This is a genomic window from Hymenobacter sp. (assembly GCF_036388155.1).
GTDB lineage: Bacteria > Bacteroidota > Bacteroidia > Cytophagales > Hymenobacteraceae > Hymenobacter.
In genome coordinates this window covers 24882-42841 of the sequence record NZ_DASVSI010000060.1, presented here as the reverse complement: position 1 = coordinate 42841, position 17960 = coordinate 24882, and the positions used below count along the sequence as shown (strand labels likewise).

The 17960-nt window shown below is 61.0% G+C and carries 15 protein-coding genes and 1 other RNA gene; 12 read left to right on the top strand and 4 right to left on the bottom strand.

Translation table 11 applies throughout. The features are described 5' to 3' along the window. Window positions 1-9 precede the first annotated feature (9 nt). The 3 genes from VF629_RS08395 to VF629_RS08385 all read left to right on the top strand — a co-directional run bounded on the left by VF629_RS08395 (window position 10) and on the right by VF629_RS08385 (window position 6407). The gene (locus VF629_RS08395; RefSeq protein ID WP_331058019.1) at window positions 10-2997 is read left to right on the top strand and encodes a M1 family metallopeptidase; all 2988 of its coding nucleotides are present in this window, start codon (window positions 10-12) and stop codon (window positions 2995-2997) included. 134 nt (window positions 2998-3131) lie between these two features. Next, window positions 3132-4499 carry a dGTP triphosphohydrolase gene (dgt, locus tag VF629_RS08390; RefSeq protein ID WP_331058018.1) on the top strand — a complete coding sequence of 456 codons (1368 nt, stop codon included), beginning with the start codon at window positions 3132-3134 and terminating at the stop codon, window positions 4497-4499. Window positions 4500-4517: 18 nt separating this feature from the next. Continuing rightward, the gene (locus VF629_RS08385) at window positions 4518-6407 is read left to right on the top strand and encodes a DUF4153 domain-containing protein (RefSeq protein ID WP_331058017.1); all 1890 of its coding nucleotides are present in this window, start codon (window positions 4518-4520) and stop codon (window positions 6405-6407) included. 57 nt (window positions 6408-6464) lie between these two features. Here VF629_RS08385 and VF629_RS08380 read toward each other — a convergent pair whose 3' ends face one another. The 3 genes from VF629_RS08380 to guaA are packed head-to-tail and all read right to left on the bottom strand — an operon-like array spanning window position 6465 to window position 9401. Further along, a complete protein-coding gene (locus VF629_RS08380) occupies window positions 6465-7157 on the bottom strand; it encodes a type 1 glutamine amidotransferase (protein ID WP_331058016.1) in 693 nt (230 codons plus the stop codon). 35 nt (window positions 7158-7192) lie between these two features. Further along, complete coding sequence (locus VF629_RS08375) at window positions 7193-7843, bottom strand: DUF4291 domain-containing protein (protein ID WP_331058015.1); 651 nt, start codon at window positions 7841-7843, stop codon at window positions 7193-7195. Window positions 7844-7865: 22 nt separating this feature from the next. Further along, window positions 7866-9401 (bottom strand): glutamine-hydrolyzing GMP synthase, encoded by a 1536-nt coding sequence (gene guaA, locus VF629_RS08370; protein WP_331058014.1) that lies wholly within the window; start codon window positions 9399-9401, stop codon window positions 7866-7868. 349 nt (window positions 9402-9750) lie between these two features. On the opposite strand from guaA, the gene ffs reads away from it, so the two are divergent. The 8 genes from ffs to VF629_RS08330 all read left to right on the top strand — a co-directional run bounded on the left by ffs (window position 9751) and on the right by VF629_RS08330 (window position 16047). Then, window positions 9751-9846: signal recognition particle sRNA small type (gene ffs / locus VF629_RS08365), an RNA gene on the top strand. A 181-nt stretch (window positions 9847-10027) separates the two neighbouring features. Then, window positions 10028-10684: a fructose-6-phosphate aldolase gene (gene fsa, locus VF629_RS08360; protein WP_331058013.1), complete on the top strand. Its 657-nt coding sequence runs from the start codon at window positions 10028-10030 to the stop codon at window positions 10682-10684. Between the two features lie 91 nt (window positions 10685-10775). Beyond that, the gene (locus VF629_RS08355; RefSeq protein WP_331058012.1) at window positions 10776-10979 is read left to right on the top strand and encodes a fructose-6-phosphate aldolase; all 204 of its coding nucleotides are present in this window, start codon (window positions 10776-10778) and stop codon (window positions 10977-10979) included. A 249-nt stretch (window positions 10980-11228) separates the two neighbouring features. Then, entirely contained in the window at window positions 11229-11870 is a 642-nt protein-coding gene (locus tag VF629_RS08350; protein ID WP_331058085.1) for a cell division ATP-binding protein FtsE, read from the top strand. Window positions 11871-12097: 227 nt separating this feature from the next. Next, window positions 12098-12997, top strand: coding sequence for a glycosyltransferase (locus VF629_RS08345; protein ID WP_331058011.1), 900 nt, complete (start codon window positions 12098-12100; stop codon window positions 12995-12997). 42 nt (window positions 12998-13039) lie between these two features. Further along, window positions 13040-14197 carry a DegT/DnrJ/EryC1/StrS family aminotransferase gene (locus VF629_RS08340; RefSeq protein ID WP_331058010.1) on the top strand — a complete coding sequence of 386 codons (1158 nt, stop codon included), beginning with the start codon at window positions 13040-13042 and terminating at the stop codon, window positions 14195-14197. A 3-nt stretch (window positions 14198-14200) separates the two neighbouring features. Then, on the top strand, window positions 14201-15232 hold the full coding sequence (locus VF629_RS08335; RefSeq protein ID WP_331058009.1) for a Gfo/Idh/MocA family oxidoreductase: 1032 nt from the start codon (window positions 14201-14203) through the stop codon (window positions 15230-15232). An 80-nt stretch (window positions 15233-15312) separates the two neighbouring features. Then, complete coding sequence (locus tag VF629_RS08330; RefSeq protein ID WP_331058008.1) at window positions 15313-16047, top strand: hypothetical protein; 735 nt, start codon at window positions 15313-15315, stop codon at window positions 16045-16047. A gap of 213 nt (window positions 16048-16260) precedes the next feature. Here the strand turns inward: VF629_RS08330 and VF629_RS08325 are convergent, their stop codons facing one another. Then, on the bottom strand, window positions 16261-17202 hold the full coding sequence (locus VF629_RS08325) for a DUF3078 domain-containing protein (protein ID WP_331058007.1): 942 nt from the start codon (window positions 17200-17202) through the stop codon (window positions 16261-16263). Between the two features lie 267 nt (window positions 17203-17469). Here VF629_RS08325 and VF629_RS08320 point away from each other — a divergent pair, with 267 nt between their 5' ends. Beyond that, the gene (locus tag VF629_RS08320; RefSeq protein ID WP_331058006.1) at window positions 17470-17925 is read left to right on the top strand and encodes a BLUF domain-containing protein; all 456 of its coding nucleotides are present in this window, start codon (window positions 17470-17472) and stop codon (window positions 17923-17925) included. The last annotated feature ends 35 nt before the right edge of the window (window positions 17926-17960 follow it).

The following is a 17960-nucleotide window of genomic DNA, read 5'->3' as shown; positions in this document are numbered from 1 at the left end:
AACTGTTGTATGCGTCAACCCCTACTCTGCGGGCTGCTGGCTCTGCTGCCCTGCCTGGCTTCGGCCCAGGCCACCAAACCCGCCCGCGCCACTTCTGCGGCTTATTTCCAGCAAGAAGTCAATTACTCCATCGACGTCACGCTCGACGACAAGGCCCACCAGCTCACGGGCCGCGAGGAGCTCACCTACACCAACCACGCGCCCACGGCGCTGACGTTCATTTGGTTTCACCTGTGGCCCAATGCCTACCGGGACAACTCCACGGCATTTGCCAAGCAGCAGCTGCGTAACGGCAAGCGCAAATTCCAATTTGCCAAGGCGGCCGACCGGGGCTTCATCGACGGGCTCGACTTCAAGGTAAACGGGCAGCCGGCCAAACTGGAGTTTGACCCCAACAACCCGGACGTGGCCAAGCTGCTGCTCCCCCAAAAGCTGGCCCCCGATGCGAGCGTCACCATCAGCACGCCGTTTCGGGTGAAAATTCCGGCCTCGTTTTCCCGGCTTGGGCACGTGGGGCAGAGCTACCAAATCACGCAGTGGTACCCCAAGCCGGCGGTGTACGACCGCCGCGGCTGGCACCCCATGCCCTACCTCGACCAGGGCGAATTCTATTCGGAGTTCGGCTCCTTCGACGTGACCATTACCCTACCCACCAACTATACGGTGGGCGCCACCGGCGAGCTGCAAAACCCAGACGAGCGCGCCCGCCTGGACGCGCTGGCCGCCGCCACGGCCCTGAAGAAAACCAGCAAGGACTTTGGTAACAGCATGGCTTTTCCGGCTTCGGATGCCACCACCAAAACGCTGCGCTACAAGCAGGACCGCGTGCACGACTTCGCTTGGTTTGCCGATAAGCGCTACAACGTGCTCAAAAGCGCCGTCACGCTACCATCGGGCCGCAGCGTCACGTCGTGGGTGCTGTTCACGAATAAGGAGCCCATGAAATGGCTGAAGGGGCTGCAGGACGTGAACGCCGCCCTCACGTACTATTCGCGCTGGGTGGGCGAGTACCCCTACTCCGCCGCCACGGCCGTAGACGGCGCCTTGAGCGCCGGCTCCGGCATGGAGTACCCGATGGTGACCGTGACGCAGCCCGCGGCCGTGGTGCACGAAGTGGGTCACAACTGGTTTTACGGCATTTTGGGCAGCAACGAGCGCGACTTTCCGTGGCTGGACGAGGGCGTGAATTCCTACGTGGAAAACCGCGTGAACGAGCGGGACACCGCGTCGGAAGCGGGCTTCTCCAGCGTGACCAGAGCCCCGGCCAAGGTGAAGCGCGCCCTCGGCCTCGACAACCTGCCGGTGGCGGCCATTGACCAAGCGCCCTACCAAGCCATGGCCAGCCGCGGACTCGACCAGCCGGTGCAGGGGCCCTCTTCGGCCGCTTTCGGTCAGGGGAACTATGGCATAAGCGTGTACTTCAAGACGGCGGCGCTGCTGCGCTACCTGGCCGGCTACCTGGGGCAGGAAAAATTCGACCAGGCCATGCAGGCATACTTCGCCAAGTGGCAGTTCAAGCACCCCTACCCCGAAGACTTCGAAGCGGTGTTTGAGGAGAGCACGGGGCAAAAGCTGGACTGGTTTTTCCGGGAAATGCTCACCGGCACCCGCCAGTACAACGCCGACATTTTTGCCACCCAGCAGATTGGCGACGTGGTGAAAGTGCTGGTCCGCACCGACTCGCCGGTGCAGTGGGCCGTACCGGTTTCCACGGTCGACGCGCAAGGCAAGGTCCTGCAAACGCTCTGGACGCCGCCCTTTGGCGACCCCGAAGACGACGCCGAAAGCCAGCTCGATTTCCGCCGCGAAAACGTGGCCGCCATCGTGGTGGACGCTGAATACGTGACGCCCCAGCTTAATCGCCGCGACGACCGCCTTGCCTTGGGCGACGGCAACTTCCGCCGCTGGGAGCCGCTGAAAGTGAAGCCCCTGGCCAGCATAGAGCGCTGGGACCGAGCGGTGCTCAACTGGGCGCCGGTGCTGGGGGCCAATACGTCGGACAAATTCATGCTGGGCGCCGCGTTCTACAACAGCTTGCTCACCACCAAAAAGCTGCAATACCTGGCCATGCCCATGTACAGCTTCAACCGCAACGAGCTGAACGGCATCGCCTCCCTCAATCTGAACGTGCTGCCCGAGAAAGGCAGCCGGCGGGTGACGACCGGGGTGGTGCTGCAACGGTTTGAGCGGTACGTGAAAGTGGAACCCCGCCTCACCTTCGTCCTCCCCCACTCGGCCTTCGACCGGCCCCAACACCAGTTCGAGGTGGCCCTCACCACCATCGACGACCAGGACCGGGGCGTGAACAGCATCATCACGGGCGAGTACGGCGTGCGCGGCGGCAACGCGCTGCACAAGTGGAACGCCGCGGTCGAACTCAACCAGTTCGACGACAAGCCCGACCGCGAAACCGTTGGCAATTCACAGGCCCTGCTTCTGCGGGCGCAGGCCCGCTACCAGCGGTTTTACACCGAAAAAAAGCGGCTCACGGTGCGGCTCTTTGGCGGGCGCTTCCTCAGCCAGTCCACCAATTCCATCTTCGTGCTTGGCCTGAGCGGCAGCCCCGACTACCGCCGCCAAACCGCCTTCCTCGACCGCCAGCAGATTTCGGACGCCCTCACCGCTCAGGTTCACCAAACCGATAACCGCGACGGCGCCTTCAAAGCCTTTGTGCCCGTGGCCAGCGGCAAATGGCTCAGCACCCTCAACCTGCAAGCCGACCTGCCGAAGGTGCCCCTGGGCATTTTTGCTGACTTTGGGGCCACGGCCGAGCGCCAGCTGGCCGCTGACCGCCCGGCTCAGCGACTGTTCTACGATGCCGGCGTGGTGGTGCCCGTCGTGCACGACTTCTTCGAGCTCTACTTGCCTGTGGCCGGCTCGCAGTACCAAAACGGCTTGCCCGCCAACCGTAAGGACTTCACCGACCGCATCCGCTTCGTACTCAACCTGAACCAGGCCAACCCCTTCCAGCTGCTGGACAAGCTGCTGGCCCAATAGCCTCAATGGGTGAATGGGCGAAGAAGTGAATGGGTGAATAAGTTGCCATTCACCGTTTTGCTGCTGCCTCATTAGCTCCCAGTCCTACGCTCATTCACCCATTCACTCCTTCGCCCATTCACCCATTGCCAAACATGTCCTGGCCGCGCCTGCTCTCGCAGCGCCGCTTTCCCGACCAGCAACTGCCGCCTCCCAGCGCCGCCCCCGTCCGCGGGGCCTTTGTGCAAGACTACGACCGGGTGGTGTTCAGCTCCGCCTTTCGGCGCCTGCAGCGCAAAACCCAGGTGATGCCCCTGCCCGAAACCGACTTCGTGCACACCCGCCTCACCCACTCGCTCGAAACGGCCGTGGTGGGCCGCTCATTGGGGCGCTTGGCTGCCCGCCAGCTGGTGGAAAACGACACCGACTTGGCGCAGCAATTGCCCAATTTCGACCAGGACTGCGGCGACATCGTGGCCGCTGCCTGCCTGGCCCACGACATTGGCAACCCGCCGTTTGGGCATTCCGGCGAAGACGCCATTAGCAGCTACTTCCTCAGCGCCGCGGCGGCCCCGTATATGGCCAAACTCACCGCGGCCGAAGTAGCCGATTTGCAGCATTTTGAGGGCAACGCGGCGGGTTTTCGCATTCTCACGCACACCTATGCCGCGCACAGCACCGGCACCGCCGGCCTGGGCCTTACCTACGCCACGCTGGGCGCCTTCACCAAATACCCGCGCCCCAGCCTCGTACCCGATGCCGCGAAGGTCGGCGGGGCTTCCGAGAAGAAGTACGGGCATTTCCAGACCGAAAGCGCCCGCTTCCAGCACGTGGCCACCGAGCTGGGCTTGCTGCCCAAAGACGCAGCCGCGGGTTTCTACCACCGCCACCCGCTGGCGTTTCTGGTCGAGGCCGCCGACGACCTGTGCTACCGCATCATCGACTTTGAGGACGGCCTGAAACTGGGCCTCATTGCCCCCGAAACCGGCCTGCCGCTCTTGAAAAAGATGCTCAACGACCCCGCCGGGCGCGTGGGCAGCGTGCAGTGGCACGACTGGCGCGAAGAACTGGGCTACATCCGCGCCCGCCTCATCGGCAAGCTGGTAGCGGAATTGGCCGCGCTGTTTGGGCAGCACGCGCCGGCCATCCTGCGCGGCACCTACGACCAGTCCCTCATCAAAGAGCTTAGCTGCTGGATTGACTTGCAGGAAGTGCAGCGCCTGAGCATCAACCAGCTCTACCGCAGCCGCCCGGTGCTGGAAATCGAAGCCGCTGGTTTCGACGTGCTGGGTGGCTTGCTCGACGCTTTTCTCTGCGCCATTTTTGACGAAAGCCAGGGCCACCGCAGCCGCAAACTGCTCCTGCTGCTGCCCGAGCAGTTCCGCGCCGAAGGCCACCAAGCCCACGTTTCGGCTTACGAGAAAATCCTGCTGCTCACCGACTTCGTGGCCGGCATGACCGACCAGAACGCCCTGAGCTTGTACAAGACCATTAAGGGCATTGAGTTGCCGAAAGGGTTTTAACCGCCGTCCCGCCGTGTCATGACGTTACCTTCCCTCCAGCGCCTCACCACCGGAGCCATACGGGTGTGGCAGCGCTTTCCGCTTGCGCTGTTGTGCGGGTTTGTGCTCGGCGGCATCAGCATTTACTACAACCACCTCGAATTTGAGAAGAAATCAGCCCTATCCTGGTTTTTCCCGGCGCTCTCAACCGCCGGGTTGGGACTTACGCTGCTGCTGACCGTGGCCTTGCTCGCGGAGCGGCACCGGTGGCCCGCTGTGTGGCGCTGGGGCGCGCAGGCCGGGGCCGTGGCATTGCTGGGCACCTGGTACTGGCTGGTGCCTTCGGAGGGCAACCTGGAGTGGGGCCTGCGTTTGGTGCTATTGGGCGTCGGGCTGCACCTATCCGTGTCGGCGGCGCCCCATCTGGCCGAGCTGCGGCACGGGGCCGACACGCCCGGCTTCTGGCGCTACAACGAGACGTTGTTTCTGCGCATTCTCACGGCCGTGTTGTACTCGGGCGTGCTGTTTGTCGGTTGCTCGCTGGCCCTGCTGGCCATCGCCAACCTGTTCGACGTTGAGCTGAACGAGCACATCTACACGGACTTGTTTGTGGTGCTGGGCACCGTCTTCAACACCTGGTTTTTTCTGGCCGGCGTGCCCGAAGACTTTGCCGCGTTGGAAGCGGCAACCGAATCGTACCCGAAAGGGCTCAAGCTCTTCACCCAGTTCGTGCTGCTGCCGCTGGTGGTGCTCTATCTGGGCATTCTCTACGCCTACATGGGCCGCATTGTGCTGCTGTGGACGTTGCCCAAGGGCTGGGTTTCTACGCTGATACTGGCCTTGGCGGTGGCGGGTATTTTTGCACTGCTCCTCATTCATCCCATTCGGCATTCCGCCGAGAATGCGTGGATTCGCACCTTCGCCCGGTGGTTCTACCGGGCCTTGTTTCCCCTGCTGGCCTTGCTGGCCGTGGCCATTGGCACCCGCGTCCGGGACTACGGCATTACCGAGGAACGGTACTTTGTGCTGGTGCTGGCCGCGTGGCTGTTCGGCATGGCCATCTATTTTCTGGTGCGGCGCGGGCAAGGCATTGTGTGGGTGCCGACTTCCTTGGCGTTGGTCGCCTTTCTGTCGGCGGCCGGGCCGTGGGGCGCTTTTGCCGTGGCCCAGCGCAGCCAGTTAAACCAACTGCGTCAATTAGCCGACCAGTACCATTTGCTGAAGAATGGCCGCCTCGACGACGCCGGCAAGCGCGTCCCCAACTTGCCATTCGAGGCCCGCAAACGAATTTCCTCCATTTTCGATTTTTTTGGCCAGCGAGACGCCGTGGCCTCCCTACAGCCGTTGTTTGCTGCCACCATCACGGAGCCCACGGCTGCTCAGCAGTACCCAACAGAAGGGCTGCGTCGCATGTCTGAAACAGAACGTTTGTTCGCCATATTTGGCATCCAAGAAGTTGGACGTTACCAAACCCAAGAGTTTGTGGCAACGGAAAAGCACGCCGAATTCTACACCGAGCGCAAGGGCTATGCCTTGGGCGAAGGACGCTACTGGCTTGATGATGTTCAACAGCAACGGTATCCGGTAGACGCCAGCATGGACATTGTAGCCGAGGTTGCCACCACCACGGGCAATTTCCGGCTTCGCGCCCAGCGGCACGGCCGCGACCTGCTACTCGACCAACTGCGTGCCGATGGGCGCTGGCAACCCCGGCTTACCCTTGGTGTCGGGGCACTCGCCGACTCGCTGGTCCGCGTGCACGGCTCCGATGCTGAGCAGTCCATAGAACTCCCAACCAACAATTTTGCTCTGCACGCGGCCGACAAAAATGTATCCATTCGGCTGTTTCTCCAATCTCTTTCGCGGGAGGAGCGTCAGCAAAAGACGTATTACTACTTCAATGCCACGGCTCTATTGGAGGAGAAGTAAGGCGCAGCAGCCTGTCGTAGTTGTATAGCCAACGAAGGTTTGGCGCCGGCGCCGTTCTTACGGTTGCTCTGCCTCGTGCAGCGCCACCAGATTCGCCAGCAACGACTCCAGTAGCTTGCGCCCCTTCCACACCGATTTCAGCTTGGCCCGAATCTGCTCGGCCGTTTGCACGAACTCCTGTTCCTCGGCGTGCTCGTGCCCTTCGAAGGCCATGAGCTGCTCCACCATGGGCACGGTCATCTCCGGGTGAAACTGCAGGCCAATCACGCCGTCGCCCCACACAAAGCCCTGCGTGGCGCACCCTGCCGACATGCCCACCCGCATGGCCCCGGGCGGCACCGTGAAGGTATCCAGATGCCAGTGCAGCACAGCCGCCTTCTCCGGCCACCCCTGCAACAGTGGATGCTCCAGCGACTTGGCTGAAAAGCGCACGGTCCAGAACCCGATTTCGGGTTCGTGGTTAGGCTTCACTTCGCCACCTAGCGCCTCGGCCACCAGCTGCGCGCCCAGACAAATGGCCAGCGTGATTTTGCCCGCCCGCAATGCTTCCCTGATGAATGCTTTTTCCTCCCGTAGCCACGGCAGGCTTTCTTCGTCGTGCACGCTCATGGCTCCACCCAAAATCAGCAGGCCGTCGAACTCAGCCGGAGCAGGAAAGACTAGATTTGGCTCGAATAAGTGAGTAAATGTGAGCGAATGGCCATGCGCAGCCAGCCAGTCAGCAGCGTGGCCGGGGCCTTCGTCAGACATGTGTTGGAGGCAATGCCAGCGCATGGTCTTTGTGATTAAGCAAGCGTCGATGAAAGCCCGATTTTCTGGCACAACACCGGGTTAGTTGGTAAGTAAACTCGCTCTTGAGGAACCAGCAGATGCTCAATACCCTTGGCGTCAACATGTTGCTTTTGCTGCTGCACAAAGTCGGTTACATCTTCAATCAAGCGAATCTGACTCTTACCAAAATTTTCCAGCATATCACCTTTTAGCCCCAGCTGAATGGCCCGGCGAGTGATTTTGGCACCATAAGGATTGTGGTCTGGGTCCCATTGCAAGCGCACCTGCTTGGTCGCCAATTCACGCTTCCAGACCTCTTCAGATTCGTAGTTGCCCGCACTAAACGTCGAAAAAGCAGCTTGACTTAAGATGTCTTCGAAAGCTGTTTTATCTAGCCAAAAAGCGAGCACTCGTTCTTGATTTTCCTTAGTCGCCCATCCGCAGCGATACATCATCCACAGAAAGTTGGGTTTAATCCAAGACATGCGGTCGTAGCTAAAAGCCGTTCCGCCAAGACACTGATGCTTTACTGCGAAATCCGCAATAGCTGGCTTATAGGCTTGGTAAACAACAACTAGGCCTTCCGCTTGATGAGCAATAATGTGTTGCCCTTCGCTCGGAAGATGGCTAAGCGAAAGCAAGTACTTCTCGGTTGAAATCCTCATGCCCGGAAAATATCAGGAATGGCTACTCCCACTCAATAGTAGCCGGGGGCTTGCTCGAAATGTCGTACACCACGCGGTTGATGCCCCGCACTTGATTGATGATTTTGTTCGATACCTCGGCCAGGAATTCGTAGGGCAGGTGGGCCCAGTCGGCGGTCATGCCGTCCACGCTGGTCACGGCGCGGAGGGCCACCACTCGCTCGTAAGTGCGCTCGTCACCCATCACGCCCACACTTTGCACGGGCAGCAGCATGGCGCCGGCCTGCCATACCTGGCTGTAAAGGCCGTGCTCTTTCAGCAGATTGATGAACACGCCATCGGCGCGCTGGAGCAGGTCCACTTTCTCGGGCGTGATGTCGCCGAGGATGCGGATTCCCAAGCCAGGGCCGGGGAACGGATGGCGGTTCAGAATCTCGGCCGGTAGCTCGAGCGCGGCACCTACTTCGCGCACTTCGTCTTTGAAAAGCATGCGCAGCGGCTCCACGATTTTCAGGTTCATCTTCTCCGGTAAGCCGCCCACATTGTGGTGGCTCTTGATGGTCACGGCTGGCCCTTTCACCGACACCGACTCAATTACGTCGGGGTAGATGGTGCCCTGCGCCAGCCATGCCGCGCCCTGCACCTTCTGCGCCTCGCGGTCGAACACCTCGATAAACGTCCGGCCAATGGCCTTGCGCTTGGCTTCTGGGTCGCTCAGGCCTTCCAGTGCTTTGTAGAATTCCGGGGCGGCATTCACGCCCGTCACGTTCAGGCCCAGGCCTTCGTAGGCTTTGAGCACGGTGGCAAACTCGTCTTGGCGCAGCAGACCGTTATCGACGAAAATGCCGTGCAGGCGCGGGCCAATAGCGCGGTGCAGCAGCAGCGCCGCTACGCTCGAATCGACGCCGCCCGAGAGGCCGAGGATAACCTGGTCGTCGGGGCCGATGGTGTGCTGCAAGGCCAGCACGGCGGAATCCACGAAGTGGTCGGGCGTCCAGCTTTGGGCGCACTGGCAGATGTTGACCACAAAGTTGTGCAGCAGCAGCTTGCCTTCCGTGGAGTGCGTTACCTCCGGGTGAAACTGGATGCCGTACGTTTCCTGGCCTTCGATTTTGAAAGCCGCCACCGCCACTTCAGGCGTGCTGGCAATGATGTCGTAGCCCGCCGGCAGCGTTTGGATGGTGTCGCCGTGCGACATCCACACCTGCGAGCCCGCGTGCATGCCGTTCAGCAACGGCGAGGCGTCGTTGAGTTCCGCGAGGCGGGCCCGGCCGTACTCCCGAATGGTAGCAGGCGTCACCTCGCCTCCGCCCTGCTGGGCCAGCAGCTGCGCGCCGTAGCACACGCCCAGCACCGGCACGTGGCCGAGCAAATGGCTCAAATCGGGGTTGGGGGCACCTTCCTCCCGCACCGAGCAGGGCGAGCCAGAAAGAATAACGCCCCGAATGTCCTCCGTTAAAGCGAGGTTCGGGGCGTGGGTATAGGGGTGAATTTCGCAAAACACGTGCAGCTCGCGGATGCGCCGGGCTATCAATTGCGTGTATTGCGAGCCGAAATCCAGAATGATAAGTCGTTCCATGCCGCAAAGCTACTCACTGAATTTTCGGACAACCGCATTTTTTGCCCAATAAAGCGCGGCTTTCCCCCTCGATAGTGCCCAGCTTGCAGCAAGAGGCCCGGCACTGCTTTCGCGCCGGGCACCGAAGGCCTGGTTGCAGCATTGCTGGCTTCCGGGCCATAGTTCGGGGTAAACACAACCCATTTTACAGGAGGTCTTTGATGCCAGCCCATTGCGGCATTGTCATTCCTGCAACTTTGAGTTCGAACCCATGCACCGGGAAGCTTGCCATGGATTTTATTAAGGAGCGTGATGGCAACGAAAATTAGCTTTTCGTTGCGCTAACCCAGATTATGTGCTACCTTTGCAGCGGCAAGTCAGAACGACCAGCTCCTGCTGAACTCCCCCAGGACCGGAAGGTAGCAAGGGTAGGTGGTTGTAGCGGTGCGATTTTGGCTTGCTTTTTTTGTCTTTTCCAGTCGGCCCCGGCGCTGCTCTGTTCCGCATGTTGGCGGGCCATTGAGTAGCTTTGGGGCCGACTCTTTTTTGGGGACTTGGGGTCTTAGGTGCTTGGGAACTTGGTTTTTTCGCCGTGCTGCCGCAACCTAAACCAAGTTCCCAAGCACCTAAGACCCCAAGTCCCCACTATGAAATTCTTCATTGACACCGCCAACCTCGACGACATCCGCGAAGCCGTTGAACTCGGCGTCCTCGACGGCGTGACCACCAACCCCTCCCTGATGGCCAAAGAAGGCATCAGCGGCGTGGACAACGTGCTGGCGCACTACCGCCAAATCTGCGAGTTGGTGGACGGCGACGTGTCGGCGGAAGTCATTGCCACCGACTACGCGGGCATCGTCCGCGAAGGCGAAGAGCTGGCCGAGCTGCACCCCAACATCGTGGTGAAAGTGCCCATGATTAAGGACGGCATCAAGGCCATCAAGTATTTTGCCGATAAAGGCATCAAAACTAACTGCACGCTCATTTTCACGGCGGGCCAAGCGCTGCTGGCAGCCAAGGCCGGCGCCACGTACGTGTCGCCTTTCGTGGGCCGCTTGGATGACATCGGCCACGACGGCTTGCAGCTGATTGAGCAGATTGTGCAGATTTTCAGCAACTACGGCTACCCCACCGAAGTGCTGGCCGCCTCGGTGCGCCACGTGCCGCACCTGATTCAATGCGCCGAAATTGGCGCGGACGTGGTCACTTGCCCGCTCAACGTCATCACCGGCTTGCTCAACCACCCCCTAACCGACAAGGGCTTGGCGACGTTTCTGGCCGACCACAAGAAGGTAAATTCTTAATGTGCTGATTTTTTGATGTGCTGATGTGCTTGCTTTCATTGGCAACGCAACTCGGCACATCAGCACATCAACTGATTAACACATCAATAAGATGTACATCATCAAAGTAAAAGGGAAGGCCAAAATTCCGGACTACATCCAGCTGCGGGACGAGGCGTTTGTGCTCATTGCCTACTTCCGGGCCGACCGCCCCTTGAAGGACCTGCACCGCTACGGCCTCGATGGCAAGGAAACGGAGCTGGCGGCGGTGATTGCCGGCCTGGAATTTGGCAAGCTTCAACCGCTGGCCATCTAAACCCCCTATTGGCTACGCCGTCCTTCGGGCCATTCGGATTTTGCGAATTTCACAGCTTTTGTGAACGATTAACTTCGCGAATCCTGGACGTAACTCATGTGGCTGCCTTAATCATGGGCCGCATTGGTTGCTGCCGCAAGCAATTGCGGGGCAGCACCCTTGTCTGCGACATCTACAAAATCCGTCAAATCCGATAAATTCGCTAAATCCGTGGTTGAAAACGTTATTGAGCTGCACGATGCCACGATAATGCAGGAGCAGCAGGCGGTGCTGCAAGGAGTGTCGTTTACCTTAGAAAAAAGCGCTTTTGCCTACCTGGTGGGCCGCACGGGCTCGGGCAAGTCGTCGCTGCTGAAAACGTTGTACGCCGACCTACCGCTGCAAAGCGGCATGGGCACCGTGGCCGGGTTTCCGTTGGCCAAGCTGCCGGCCGGCAAGGTGCCCTACCTGCGGCGCCGGCTGGGCATCGTTTTCCAGGACTTTCAGCTGCTCTCCGACCGCACGGTGGCCGAAAACCTGATGTTCGTGCTCAACGCCACGGGCTGGAAGGGCAAAGCCAAAAAGCAGCAGCGCATCAGCGACGTGCTCACGCAAGTGGGCCTGAACGGGGCCGCCAACCGCATGCCCCACCGCCTCTCCGGCGGCGAGCAGCAGCGCGTCGTCATTGCCCGCGCCATGCTCAACGAGCCCGTGCTCCTGCTGGCCGACGAACCCACCGGTAACCTCGACCCCGACGTTTCGGCCAGCATCATGCAGCTGTTTGGCGAAATCAACAACGCCGGCACCGCCATCCTCATGGCCACTCACAACTTCCAGCTGATTGAAAAATACCCCCACCGCGTGCTAACCTGCAAAGACGGTGAGTTGCTGGACTCGGCCCGGGCGCAGTAAGCGTGGCGCAGGTCGTTCGGCAACTTCAGGCGGAAATACTGCGGGTGGTAGGCCGCGCTACCATTCAGCCGTGGGGCCCTGTTTCTCTCCCTGAGGGGCCCGGGAACGGGTCCAATACTTGGGCGGTCACCTCCTGAGTATGGCCGTTGTAAATAACCTTGGCAGGCAAGCATAAACCAAGTCAAGATTACCTTGTTTGCTTGCTGAGCATCAAATATGTAACAAGAATGGTCGAGCAAAGCGGACTGTCCATCCTGATTCCGGTTTTTAATTGCGACGTCACGAAACTGGTGTGGCAGTTGGTGGAGCAGGCGGAGACATGGCCCGGTCCGGTGACCATTGATGTGCTCGATGATGCCTCCACCCTGCCCTTCCGCCTGCTCAATGCCCAGATAACCGACTGGCCGCTGGTTCGCTATCAGAAGCTGCCCCGCAACATCGGCCGGGCGGCCATCCGCAACCGGATGGCGGCCGATGCGGAGCACGAGTGGCTGCTGCTGCTCGACAACGACAGCCTGCTGCCCGACGCGCAGTTTTTGGCCCGCTACGCCGCCGCGCGCAACCTGGGAGAAGTAGTCGTGGGCGGCACTTGCTACGAGGCTACCCCGCCCACTGACCCCGTCCTGTTCCTGCGCTGGCGCTACGGCTGCGCCCGCGAAGCCCGCGCTGCCGCGCAGCGGCAGCAAGCTCCCTACAACCAACTGAGCATTAACAACGCGCTAATTCGTGCCGACGTTTTCCGGGCTTTTCCCTTGCGCGAAAGCCTGCGCGGCTACGGCCACGAGGACACCTTATTTGGGAAGGCGCTGGCGGCGGCCCAGGTGCGCGTGCACCACTTCGACAACCCGGTGCTGCACAATGGGCTGGAGCCCGCCGCGACGTTCCTGAGCAAAAGCGAGCAAGCCGTGCACAATCTGGCGCTGACGTTCCGGGAGCAAGGCAGTGCCGAGGGGTCGCGGCTGTTGCAGGCGGCGGAACGGCTGCGCCGGCTGGGTATGGCCCGCGTGGTACAGGCTGCGTTGGGCACCGCCGCGCCGGCGCTCCGGCGCCAGGTGTTGTCGAAGTCGCCCAAGCTGGGCTGTCTGGACATGCTCAAGCTGCATTGGCTGCTGCGGGAACTGGCCTAAGTTTGCCCAGTATATTTGGCGGTTTCCGCCCCACCAGCCGCTTTGATACTGCCCGCTCCCCCTTCTCCCATCTTGCTGCTCGATTTGGCGGCCGAACACGCGGCCCTGCAGCCCGCGCTGGACGAGGCCCTGCGCGAGGTGATGCACAGCGGGGCGTTTATCCAGGGCCCGGCCGTGGGGCAGTTTGCAACGGAGCTGGGCGACTACCTCGGCGGCGCCCACGTTACGCCCTGCGCCAACGGTACCGACGCCCTTACCCTGGCCTTATTGAGCCTAAGCCTACCCGCTCGGGCCGAGGTCATTATTCCGGCCTTCACGTACGTGGCCACGCTGGAGGCAGCAGCCCTGCTTGGCTTGCGCCCCGTGTTGGTCGACGTGCTTCCCAACACGTTTGCCATCGACCCCGCCGCCGTGGAAGCGGCCATCACCCCGCGTACGGGGGCCATCATGGCCGTGCACTTGTTCGGGCAATGCGCCGACCTGGGAGCCCTGCGGGCCATTGCCGCCCGCACCGGCGTGGCCCTGATTGAGGACAACGCCCAAGCCATTGGCGCCACGTTTCGCTTTGCTTCTGGCGAAGTGGCTTTTGCCGGCACCGTGGGCGAAGTGGGCACTACGTCCTTCTTTCCTTCCAAAAACCTCGGGGCCCTGGGCGATGGCGGCGCCCTATTCACACGCGACTCGCAACGCGCTGCTTTGCTCCAACAGCTAGCCAACCACGGCCAGAGCCAGAAGTACCACCACCAGCACATTGGCCTGAACTCCCGCCTCGACACCATGCAGGCCGCCTTGCTCCGGGTGAAGCTGAAGCACTTGCCCGCGGCCACCGCCGGCCGCCAGGCCGTAGCCGCCCGCTACGACGCGGCGCTGGCCACCATTCCCGGCGTGCGCATCCCGGCCCGGGACCCGCGCAGCACCCACGTTTTTCACCAATACACCATCACCCTCCCCGAAGCCGCGCGGCGCGACGAGCTGCAGCATTTTCTGAAACGGTGCGGCGTCCCGACCATGGTGTACTACCCGCTGCCGGTGCACGCGCAGCCGGCTTATGCCTATTTGGGCTACCAGGCGGGGCAGTTTCCGGTGGCGGAGCGGTTGTGCGGGGCGGTGCTTTCGCTCCCGGCGCACCCGTTGCTTACCGAGGAGCAGCAGGCATATGTTATTTCGTGCCTCACCTCCTTTTCCGACACGCACTCCTAATTCGTGAGCCACTCAGCCAGAAGTACTTCTGTTCGCTTCGCCATATGCGGCGTGGGCCACATCGGCCGCCGTCACGCCGCGCTGGTTTCACGCCACAAGGGGGCCGAACTCGCCGCACTGATTGACGTCCGGACCGACTTGCGGCCCGGCCTGGCCAGCGAGTTTCCCGGCGTGCCGTTCTTCGCTTCCCTCGAAGAATACCTGCAAACCGGCCCCCCGACCGATGTGCTCACCGTGGCTACGCCCAACGGCTGGCACGCCCCGCAAGCGGTGGCGGGCCTGCGCCAGGGCCTGCACGTGGTCATCGAGAAGCCCATTGCCCTCACCACAGCCGATGCGGAGGCCATCGTGCAGACGGCCCAGCAAACCGGAAAGCTGGTGTTTGGGGTGATGCAGAACCGCTATTCCCCGCCCGCCGCCTGGCTAAAGCAGATTGTGGACGAAGGCCGCCTCGGCCAGGTGTTTTTGGTGCAACTCAACTGCTTCTGGAACCGCGACGCCCGCTACTACCGCACCGGCGGCTGGAAAGGTACCCAGGCCCTGGACGGCGGCACCCTCTTCACCCAGTTCAGCCACTTCGTGGATTTGCTGTATTGGATATTCGGCGACGTTACCAACCTGTCGGCCCGCTTCCGCGATTTCACCCACGCCGGCCTAACGGAATTCGAGGACAGCGGCCTTGTCACCTTCGACTTGGTGCGCGGCGGCAGCGGCACCCTCAGCTACAGCACCGCCGTGTGGGACCGCAACCTCGAAAGCAGCCTCACCGTGGTGGCCGAGCGCGGCAGCCTGCGCATTGCCGGCCAATACATGGACAAGGTGGAGTACTGCCACGTAGAGGGCTACACCCTGCCCGACTTGCCCCCCACCAACCCCGCCAACCACTACGGCGCCTTCCAGGGCTCGGCCGCCAACCACGTACAAGTCATCGACAACGTGGTGGACACCGTGCAACAGCGCAGCTCCGCTTCAACTAATGCGCTAGAAGGATTGAAGGTGGTGGAGATAATTGAGCGGATTTACGCGCTGCGGTAGCGACGGCCGAACATCAAAAAAGCTATTTATAAGCGCTAAACGAGGCTACCATTACCCGCCGATTTCCTGGATTACCCCCAATGCTCATTGCTTTTTCACGTTGCCATTATCAGGTAATGAAGCTTACTACTGCTTTCGTCCTGAGCTTTTTAGTCAGTGAAGCATGCGCCCAACAATTTCAATACCCTGCTATCAAACGCAACGCGCAACAGCTAACCGACTTTGTGCCTTCAGGCTGGGAAATACGCGACCAGGCAACCGGCGACTTGAACAAGGACGGCCTGGCCGATGCGGCGCTGGTGCTGGAGCGCTCAACCAGAAACGGAGTGGCCGATGAGCAGGACTCAACCGCCTCGGCACTGCCCCGGATATTGGTCGTCCTGTTCAAATCGGCGGGAAACAAGGGCTATGCCTTAAGCGCGCAAAGCAATTCGTTTATTTTAACCCAAGAAGACCCCGAAATGGATGACCCCTTCACCGGAATTTCCATTGCCCGGGGGGCTTTAAAAATCGGTTTCCAGTACTTTCGCAAAGATTCCCATGATGATACGTCCACCAGCGCGTACAAATTCCGGCACGATGGCCGCCATTTCGTCTTGATTGGCGCCGACGTTTCAGTTACGGGCCGCATGAGTTACACTTTCCAGGAGTACAGCTATAATTTCTTGACCCGTAAATGCGTTTTGAGCACAGGCGACTTGGGCGAAGCTCCTTCGAAAACCATCACCAAATCGTTTTCGCTGCCCGTGCTCAAAACCCTCGAAACATTCACCAAGCCTGGCACCTGGAACATTGAGAAGGATTTCACGCTCTAAGGCGCCGCTCTCCCGCCAGTTGGCCCGCAATCAAACCGCTCTTTCGGAGTTTGACTCCGGAAGCCGACTGCTAGGGACTTGTAGTCCCCGCCATAGAACTAACGCCCCCATGCGAGCGGAGTGAAACTCCGCAACGGCTCTGCTTCCGGAGTCAAACTCCGAAAGAGCGCGGGGGCGTTGGTTCAAGCATAAGAATAACAGGGGGTTCCTACCCTACTTCTTCTCCTCCACAAAATTCTGGAAGGCGTAGGCCACCCCGATGGTGAGGCCCTGCGAGTACTGCACGCCGGCGTCTTGGTCGAAGTCGTAGAGGGCAATGCCGTTGACGGCGATGTTGACGTATTTGCCCACTTTGGCGGTGAGGCCGAGGTCGAGGCGGTGGTCAATTTCCTTGGTGTTGAAGTTGCTGTAGTTGGCAAACAGCACGTAGCGGGCCTTGAGATTGACGGTGGGGCTGAGGTTTTTGTCGTACTCGGCCAGCACCTGGGCGGCCAGGATTTCCCAGCGGGAGCTGCGGCCGGGCCGCACGCCGTAAGGCTTTTCGCCCAGCACTTCCACGAAACGCTCGGTGCGGCTCACCACGGTAAGGCGCGGCGCGAAGGGCGCCAGCCGCACCCGGAAAGTGGGATTGGGGTGGTACTCGAAGCCGTAGGCCGCAGTCAGAAAGCCAGGGGCGAAGAAATCGGAAGTCTGGCGGGCCCGGTCGTTGCCGGCGGCGTCTTCGTCGTACTTGTAGCCGGGGGCGAACTGGGTGAGCAAGTTCAGGGAAAGAAACATGTTCCAGTCGGAGCTGATGTCGCGGCCGTACTTCGTGTCGAGGTAGAGCCGGTCCTGCCCCTTGCGGTAGCCCAGGCCCTTGGTTTCGGAAAAGGCAAAGAGGAAGTCAGATTCGTTGTCGAAAGAATTAACGCCCAGCTTGCGGTTGGCTCGAAGGTTGGCCAGGGCGTTGAAGCCGATGGTGTTCACGCCGCCGCCGCGCCAGTTGCTGCTCAGCAACGACTCGTTGAGGCCCAGGCCCGCTTTGCCGGACTTGCGCCAGAGGGGCTCGGGCGGTGGGTTGGGCACGGCGGCGGGGTCGGGCAGCGTGGGCGTCTGGGCGTGGGCGGCAGTGGCGGCCAGCACGGCGACGAAGGCAAAGGGTAGCTGAATGCGCATGGCTTTCGAAATTAAATTGTCGAGGTAAATAAAAGCCTCAATCTTCTGATGAGCCAATTCTTCTGTCCCCCGCTGGCGTCGGCCACAGTTGCCCCGCATCAGCGCCCACCATGGGCACTTGCGAAAGCCGCAACCACCACCGCCCGAACGGAACGTGCACTTTGGTGAGCCATTTTCGTATACTTGTGATGGTCAGTGCCACGACTGACTGGGCGCCAGCGTTTGGTATTGCCTGCGCCGCCGTGTTTTACCGTAGTCCTCGCACTCATGGACCTCTATCAACTTGTTTACCAAAGCCTCTCGCTGGTACCTTTTGAGGAGCCTGAACTGCTGGCCTTGCTGCAATGGTCCCGGGCTTACAACCGGCGCCACCACATCACGGGCCTGCTGCTTTACACCCCCGACGGCCGGTTTCTGCAGGTGCTGGAAGGCTCCCGCGAAGCCGTGCGCAACCTGTACTACCACCGCATTGTGCGCGATACCCGCCACTACAATCAGCAAGTGTTCAGCGAAGGACTGTGCGAGCAGCGCACGTTCCGGACGTGGTCCATGGGCTTCCGGGTAGCGCAGGCGCAGGACCTGCGCACCTTCCTGGGGTACGTGCCCCCGGACGTTCCGGGCCTGCTCGTTCCGCGCCCGCACACCCGGCCCGAACTCATGGCGTTGTTGCGGGATTTTCTAACCCAGTGCGAAACCGAGCCGAGCCTGGAACACCCGTGCTAGCAAAGGCTGTTCAACGGTTTCGCCCCGCCCTCACC

Excerpts from the sequence above, each read along its gene's own strand:
- VF629_RS08355 (WP_331058012.1), top strand. The coding sequence starts at position 10,776 with ATGTACATCATCAAAGTAAAAGGGAAGGCCAAAATTCCGGACTACATC.
- VF629_RS08350 (WP_331058085.1), top strand. The coding sequence starts at position 11,229 with ATGCAGGAGCAGCAGGCGGTGCTGCAAGGAGTGTCGTTTACCTTAGAA.
- VF629_RS08325 (WP_331058007.1), bottom strand. The coding sequence starts at position 17,202 with ATGCGCATTCAGCTACCCTTTGCCTTCGTCGCCGTGCTGGCCGCCACT.
- fsa (WP_331058013.1), top strand. The coding sequence starts at position 10,028 with ATGAAATTCTTCATTGACACCGCCAACCTCGACGACATCCGCGAAGCC.
- VF629_RS08385 (WP_331058017.1), top strand. The coding sequence starts at position 4,518 with ATGACGTTACCTTCCCTCCAGCGCCTCACCACCGGAGCCATACGGGTG.
- VF629_RS08380 (WP_331058016.1), bottom strand. The coding sequence starts at position 7,157 with ATGTCTGACGAAGGCCCCGGCCACGCTGCTGACTGGCTGGCTGCGCAT.
- VF629_RS08345 (WP_331058011.1), top strand. The coding sequence starts at position 12,098 with ATGGTCGAGCAAAGCGGACTGTCCATCCTGATTCCGGTTTTTAATTGC.
- dgt (WP_331058018.1), top strand. The coding sequence starts at position 3,132 with ATGTCCTGGCCGCGCCTGCTCTCGCAGCGCCGCTTTCCCGACCAGCAA.
- VF629_RS08320 (WP_331058006.1), top strand. The coding sequence starts at position 17,470 with ATGGACCTCTATCAACTTGTTTACCAAAGCCTCTCGCTGGTACCTTTT.
- VF629_RS08395 (WP_331058019.1), top strand. The coding sequence starts at position 10 with ATGCGTCAACCCCTACTCTGCGGGCTGCTGGCTCTGCTGCCCTGCCTG.
- VF629_RS08375 (WP_331058015.1), bottom strand. The coding sequence starts at position 7,843 with ATGAGGATTTCAACCGAGAAGTACTTGCTTTCGCTTAGCCATCTTCCG.
- VF629_RS08330 (WP_331058008.1), top strand. The coding sequence starts at position 15,313 with ATGCTCATTGCTTTTTCACGTTGCCATTATCAGGTAATGAAGCTTACT.
- guaA (WP_331058014.1), bottom strand. The coding sequence starts at position 9,401 with ATGGAACGACTTATCATTCTGGATTTCGGCTCGCAATACACGCAATTG.